The sequence below is a fragment of the Streptomyces corynorhini genome (genome assembly GCF_003346515.1).
GTDB classification, from domain to species: domain Bacteria; phylum Actinomycetota; class Actinomycetes; order Streptomycetales; family Streptomycetaceae; genus Streptomyces; species Streptomyces corynorhini.
Genome location: NZ_QQNA01000355.1, coordinates 1 through 5,723 on the forward strand (window position 1 = coordinate 1; position 5,723 = coordinate 5,723).

The 5,723-nt window shown below is 71.0% G+C and carries 7 protein-coding genes; 6 read left to right on the plus strand and 1 reads right to left on the minus strand.

From position 1 onward, the window contains the following. The first annotated feature begins 265 nt into the window (after nt 1-265). The 5 genes from deoC (at nt 266) to DVH02_RS31960 (ending at nt 4,207) form a co-directional block, all read left to right on the plus strand. Nucleotides 266-1,213: a deoxyribose-phosphate aldolase gene (deoC, locus tag DVH02_RS31940; RefSeq protein ID WP_114627348.1), complete on the plus strand. Its 948-nt coding sequence runs from the start codon at nt 266-268 to the stop codon at nt 1,211-1,213. Nucleotides 1,214-1,220: 7 nt separating this feature from the next. Continuing rightward, the gene (locus tag DVH02_RS31945; RefSeq protein WP_114627343.1) at nt 1,221-2,687 is read left to right on the plus strand and encodes an aldehyde dehydrogenase family protein; all 1,467 of its coding nucleotides are present in this window, start codon (nt 1,221-1,223) and stop codon (nt 2,685-2,687) included. Beyond that, entirely contained in the window at nt 2,680-3,588 is a 909-nt protein-coding gene (locus DVH02_RS31950; RefSeq protein WP_114627349.1) for an aldehyde dehydrogenase family protein, read from the plus strand. Before DVH02_RS31945 ends, DVH02_RS31950 begins: the two co-directional genes overlap by 8 nt. Nucleotides 3,589-3,701: 113 nt before the next feature. After that, a complete protein-coding gene (locus DVH02_RS31955) occupies nt 3,702-3,959 on the plus strand; it encodes a type II toxin-antitoxin system Phd/YefM family antitoxin (protein WP_114627344.1) in 258 nt (85 codons plus the stop codon). Continuing rightward, nucleotides 3,956-4,207, plus strand: a complete 252-nt coding sequence (locus DVH02_RS31960; RefSeq protein WP_114627345.1) for a type II toxin-antitoxin system RelE family toxin — start codon at nt 3,956-3,958, stop codon at nt 4,205-4,207. Before DVH02_RS31955 ends, DVH02_RS31960 begins: the two co-directional genes overlap by 4 nt. 10 nt (nt 4,208-4,217) lie before the next feature. On the opposite strand, the gene DVH02_RS31965 is transcribed toward DVH02_RS31960, so the two are convergent. Further along, nucleotides 4,218-4,643, minus strand: a complete 426-nt coding sequence (locus DVH02_RS31965) for a hypothetical protein (RefSeq protein ID WP_114627346.1) — start codon at nt 4,641-4,643, stop codon at nt 4,218-4,220. 107 nt (nt 4,644-4,750) lie between these two features. On the opposite strand from DVH02_RS31965, the gene DVH02_RS31970 reads away from it, so the two are divergent. Then, nucleotides 4,751-5,509: a uridine kinase gene (locus tag DVH02_RS31970; protein ID WP_407697706.1), complete on the plus strand. Its 759-nt coding sequence runs from the start codon at nt 4,751-4,753 to the stop codon at nt 5,507-5,509. The last annotated feature ends 214 nt before the right edge of the window (nt 5,510-5,723 follow it).

The window sequence follows — 5,723 nt, forward strand, 5'->3', positions numbered from 1 at the left end:
CGCGGTCGGCGTGGGTCGGCTCGGTGGGGGGCTCAGGACTCGGACTCGTCATGAGGTCGATTCTGCCGTACGCCTCCGACAGCCCCCGAGCCCCTCCCGGTCCCCGCCCGCCCGGGGCCTGATCCCGGCCCTCTCCAGGTCCCACCCCGGCCCGCACCCGGCCCGCACCCGGTCGGCCCCCCGGGTCCGCACCTCCCGATCCCCATCCGTGACCGCGCGCCCCTGTACAGGCTGCTACGCGCGTAGATATGCTCCCCTGGTGACCATGCCCACCATCACCCCCGCATTCGCCGACGTGACCGCGTCCGACAGCACACTGCGCCGTTTCCTGCACGGGCTGCCCGGCGTCGACGCCGTCGGCCTGGAGGCGCGCGCGGCGTCGCTCGGTACGCGCTCGATCAAGACCACGGCCAAGGCGTACGCCATCGATCTGGCCATCTCCATGATCGACCTGACGACGCTGGAAGGCGCGGACACCGCCGGTAAGGTCCGGGCCCTGTCCGCCAAGGCCGTGCGCCCCGATCCCACCGACCGCACGGCCCCGGCCACGGCCGCCGTCTGCGTCTATCCGGACATGGCCGGGACCGCGGTCGCCGCGCTGGCGGGCTCCGGAGTGAAGGTCGCCTCCGTCGCGACCGCGTTCCCGGCGGGCCGCGCCGCGCTGGGCGTGAAGCTCGCGGACACCCGGGACGCCGTGGCCGCCGGAGCCGACGAGATCGACATGGTCATCGATCGAGGCGCCTTCCTCTCGGGCCACTACCTGAAGGTGTACGAGGAGATCCGCGCCGTGAAGGAGGCCGCGGGCAGCGCCCGCCTCAAGGTCATCTTCGAGACCGGCGAGCTGTCCACGTACGACAACATCCGCCGCGCCTCCTGGCTGGGCATGGTCGCCGGGGCCGACTTCATCAAGACGTCGACCGGCAAGGTCGGGGTGAACGCGACCCCGGCCAACACGCTGCTCATGCTGGAGGCCGTGCGCGACTTCCGGGAGCGGACCGGGGTGCAGATCGGTGTGAAGCCGGCCGGCGGCATCCGTTCGACCAAGGACGCGATCAAGTTCCTGGTGCTGGTCAACGAGACCGCGGGCGCGGACTGGCTGGACAACCACTGGTTCCGCTTCGGCGCTTCCAGCCTGCTGAACGACCTGCTGATGCAGCGTCAGAAGCTCAGCACCGGCCGGTACTCCGGCCCCGATTACGTCACGGTGGACTGAGGCAGAGATGGCATCCGAGAACGTATCCGAGACCGCGTCCGCGAACCCGTTCGCCTACGCGCCCGCACCCGAGTCCCGCTCGGTCGTCGACATCGCCCCGAGCTACGGCCTGTTCATCGACGGCGAGTTCGCCGAGGCGGCCGACGGCAGGGCCTTCAAGAGCGTCAGCCCGTCCACCGAGGAGGTGCTCTCCGAGGTCGCCCAGGGCGGCGAGGACGACGTCGACCGGGCCGTGAAGGCCGCCCGCAAGGCGTTCGAGAAGTGGTCGGTCCTGCCCGGCGCCGAGCGCGCGAAGTATCTGTTCCGTATCGCCAGGATCATCCAGGAGCGCTCGCGCGAGCTGGCCGTCCTGGAGACGCTCGACAACGGCAAGCCGATCAAGGAGACCCGCGACACGGACATCCCGCTGGCCGCGGCGCACTTCTTCTACTACGCGGGCTGGGCGGACAAGCTCGGCCACGCGGGCTATGGGACCGACCCGCGCGCGCTCGGGGTCGCCGGCCAGATCATCCCGTGGAACTTCCCGCTCCTCATGCTCGCCTGGAAGATCGCCCCGGCGCTCGCCACGGGCAACACGGTCGTCCTGAAGCCCGCCGAGACGACGCCGCTGTCCGCGCTGTTCTTCGCGGACATCTGCCGTCAGGCGGGGCTGCCGAGGGGCGTCGTCAACATCGTCACGGGTGACGGGACGACGGGCGCGGCGCTCGTCGGCCACCCGGGCGTCGACAAGGTCGCCTTCACCGGCTCCACCGCCGTCGGCAAGGCCATCGCGCGGCAGATCGCGGGCACCGGCAAGCGGGCCACCCTGGAGCTGGGCGGCAAGGGCGCCAACATCGTCTTCGACGACGCGCCGGTCGACCAGGCCGTCGAGGGCATCGTCACCGGCATCTTCTTCAACCAGGGCCAGGTCTGCTGCGCGGGCTCCCGGCTGCTGGTGCAGGAGTCGGTCCACGACGAGGTGCTGGACGCGCTGAAGCGCCGGTTGACGACGCTGCGGGTCGGCGACCCGCTGGACAAGAACACGGACCTGGGCGCGATCAACTCCGTCGAGCAGCTGGCCCGGATCAAGGCGCTGACGGACGCGGGCGAGGCGGAGGGCGCCGAGCGCTGGTCCCCGGCCTGCGAGCTGCCGTCGTCGGGCTACTGGTTCGCGCCGACGGTCTTCAGCAACGTCACCCAGGCGCACACCATCGCGCGCGACGAGATCTTCGGCCCGGTGCTGTCCGTGCTGACGTTCCGCACGCCGGACGAGGCGGTCGCGAAGGCCAACAACACGCAGTACGGCCTGTCGGCGGGCATCTGGACGGAGAAGGGCTCGCGGATCCTCGCGGTCGCGAACAAGCTCCGGGCGGGCGTCGTCTGGGCCAACACGTTCAACAAGTTCGACCCGACCTCGCCCTTCGGCGGCTACAAGGAATCGGGCTACGGCCGTGAAGGCGGCCGTCACGGCCTGGAGGCATACCTCGATGTCTGACCGTCTGAACGTCCTCAAGACCTACAAGCTGTACGTCGGGGGCGCGTTCCCCCGCAGCGAGAGCGGCCGGGTGTACGAAGTGACGACAGGTACATCGGCCGCTGCCGCGGCGGGCAAGGGCGGCTGGCTGGCCAACGCCCCCCTGTCCTCCCGCAAGGACGCCAGGGACGCGGTCGTCGCGGCCCGCAAGGCGTTCGGCCGCTGGTCGGGCGCGACCGCGTACAACCGGGGTCAGGTCCTCTACCGCGTCGCCGAGATGCTGGAGGGCCGCAGGAGCCAGTTCGTCCGGGAGGTCGCGGACGCCGAGGGGCTGTCCAAGCCGAAGGCGGCGGCCGTGGTCGACGCGGCGGTCGACCGCTGGGTCTGGTACGCGGGCTGGACGGACAAGATCGCCCAGATCGCGGGCGGGGCGAACCCGGTCGCGGGGCCGTTCTTCAACCTCTCCACCCCCGAGCCGACCGGCGTCGTCACGGTGCTCGCGCCCCAGGACTCGTCGTTCCTGGGGCTGGTCTCGGTGATCGCGCCGGTGATCGCCACCGGCAACACGGCGGTCGTCGTCGCGAGCGAGAGGCGCCCGCTGCCGGCGCTCTCCCTGGGCGAGGTGCTGGCCACCTCCGACGTGCCGGGCGGCGTCGTCAACATCCTGTCGGGCCGGACCGCCGAGATCGCGGCGCCCCTCGCGGCGCACCAGGACGTCAACGGCATCGATCTGACCGGCGCGGACGAGGCCCTCGCCAAGGAGCTGGAGATCGCGGCGGCCGACAACCTCAAGCGCGTACGCCGCCCCCGCGCCGAGGACTGGACCGCCGACCCGGGCACCCACCGTCTGACCGCCTTCCTGGAGACGAAGACGGTCTGGCACCCGACGGGCTCCCTGGGCGCGTCGGGCTCGGCGTACTGAAATTCGGCGGACAGCCGCACAGCGTCACCGGATGAAGTCCTGCGTTCCCCCGTTCGGGGGAACGCAGGACTTTTTCAGTGCACAGCACTTTGCAGCAACGTACGCTTCCGTACATGACTGACGTGTACGCCATGACGGAAGCCCGCGCCAACTTCGGAACGCTGATCCGCAGAACCGCCCATTCCCGCGAGCGGATCGCCATCACCGACCACGGACATGTGGCGGCCATACTGATCAACCCGCAGGAGCTGGAGGACCTGGAAGACGCGGTCGCGGTAGCCCAGTACATGGCCGAAAAGGCCAACGGAACCCTGAGTACCGTCACCCACGAAGAGGCAAAGCGCAGGCTCGGTCTGGAGCCGCGGGCGTGACCTACGAGATTCACTGGCGGGAAGCGGCCCTGAAGGGGGCCGACCGTTTCATGGTTGACGATCCGGCCGGCCTCTTACAGGTATTCGCTTCTGTGGACCTGCTGGCCCATGAGCCACGCCCCGACGGCTCCTTCGCGTATGGCTCCCCGGACCTCCGCCGCATCCAGATCGGACTGTACCGAGTCATCTACGAGATCGATGACGCCGTGATCACCATCACCGTCATGCATTTGGGGCGCAGGGCCTGAGAGAGCCCTCTCACCCCGGCAACAGCGCCACCACGTCCCCCACCAGCGGCAGGTCCTTCAGCGCGCCGCCGTCCGTCACCGGGCCGGTGACCGCCGCCGTGGAGATCGGCTTGAAGTCGGCGATCTGCGTGCCCAGGGCGTTGTCGAGCGGATCGGTGCCCGTACCCGCCAGGGGGTCCAGCTGGAGGCTCTTGACCGGGCCCAGCGCGCCCGCCGCGGAGTGGCCGAGGGCCGTGCCGACGGCCTGGCCCGCGATCGGCAGCTCCGCCGCGTCGAGAAGCGGCTTGTCCGTGCCCGACAGGGGCAGCGGCGCGGCCGGGGCCGCCGCCTGGGCGCCCGCCGTCCCCAGGCCCAGGGCCGCGCCCGCCGCCGTGAGGGTCAGACCGGCGCGCAGCAGAGTGCGGCGCGGGGTGGTGGGAGCTGCGTGACGTGCCATGGGATTTCCTGCCTGGCCGGTGCGTTGGCCCGTGGACTCGGGTGATCGGATTGACACGCAGCGTAGTTGAACCGAGGGGTTCGGTACCACCAAACCCGCCAAACCGGATGAAGCCGGTCCGCCGATTCCGCCCAAAGGTTCCCCGGGGGTTCACTTCCCGCACGCATGCCGCACACTGGTGTCCCGTGACCGCTCCCACCCTGCCGACCCGCGTCGTCCTGCTCGCGGGCCCCTCCGGTTCCGGAAAGTCCTCTCTCGCCGCCCGTACCGGTCTGCCCGTACTGCGTCTCGACGACTTCTACAAAGAGGGCGACGACCCCACGCTGCCGCTGGTGCCGGGCAGTACGGACATCGACTGGGACTCGGCCCGGTCCTGGGACGCGGACGCCGCCGTCGCGGCGGTCGTGGAGCTGTGCCGTACGGGGCGTACGGCCGTTCCCGTCTACTCCATCGCGACCAGTTCGCGGGTGGACACCGAGGCGCTCGACATCGACCGCACCCCGCTGTTCCTGGCGGAGGGCATCTTCGCCGCCGACATCGTCGCGCGCTGCGAGAAGCTGGGGGTGCTGGCCGACGCGATCTGTCTGCGCGGCCGTCCCTCGACCACGTTCAGGCGGCGGTTGGCGCGGGATCTGCGCGAGGGGCGCAAGTCGGTGGCTTTCCTGCTGCGGCGCGGGTGGCGGCTGATGCGGGCGGAGCGGGCGATCGTCGGTCGGCAGACGGCGCTCGGGGCATATCCGTGCGACAAGGCCGAGGCGCTGGGCCGCATCGCGGCGGCGGCGGCCGGCCGGTGCGTGAGGCAGCGGACGGACGGGTCGCCGAGCGGTGTCACCCCCGACGGTGCCGTCCGTACCGTACGCGGCTGACGGGACGCGGCGCACGGCGCACGGTCGCGACGGACGAACGGACCCGGCGGAAACGGCACCACGCGCCCCGGACGCGCGCCGCACACGGAAGGCGGGACCCTACAAGCCCCCCGGCCTGTACGGTCCCGCCCTTTTCCGTGATCCCCCGTGTTTCCCCCGGTTCCCCGTTTCCCCTCGGGTCCCCGTGTTCCCCCCTTTTTTCCCTTCCCCCCGT

Excerpts from the sequence above, each read along its gene's own strand:
- DVH02_RS31955 (WP_114627344.1), top strand. The coding sequence starts at position 3,702 with ATGACTGACGTGTACGCCATGACGGAAGCCCGCGCCAACTTCGGAACG.
- DVH02_RS31965 (WP_114627346.1), bottom strand. The coding sequence starts at position 4,643 with ATGGCACGTCACGCAGCTCCCACCACCCCGCGCCGCACTCTGCTGCGC.
- DVH02_RS31945 (WP_114627343.1), top strand. The coding sequence starts at position 1,221 with ATGGCATCCGAGAACGTATCCGAGACCGCGTCCGCGAACCCGTTCGCC.
- DVH02_RS31970 (WP_407697706.1), top strand. The coding sequence starts at position 4,751 with ATGAAGCCGGTCCGCCGATTCCGCCCAAAGGTTCCCCGGGGGTTCACT.
- DVH02_RS31950 (WP_114627349.1), top strand. The coding sequence starts at position 2,680 with ATGTCTGACCGTCTGAACGTCCTCAAGACCTACAAGCTGTACGTCGGG.
- deoC (WP_114627348.1), top strand. The coding sequence starts at position 266 with ATGCCCACCATCACCCCCGCATTCGCCGACGTGACCGCGTCCGACAGC.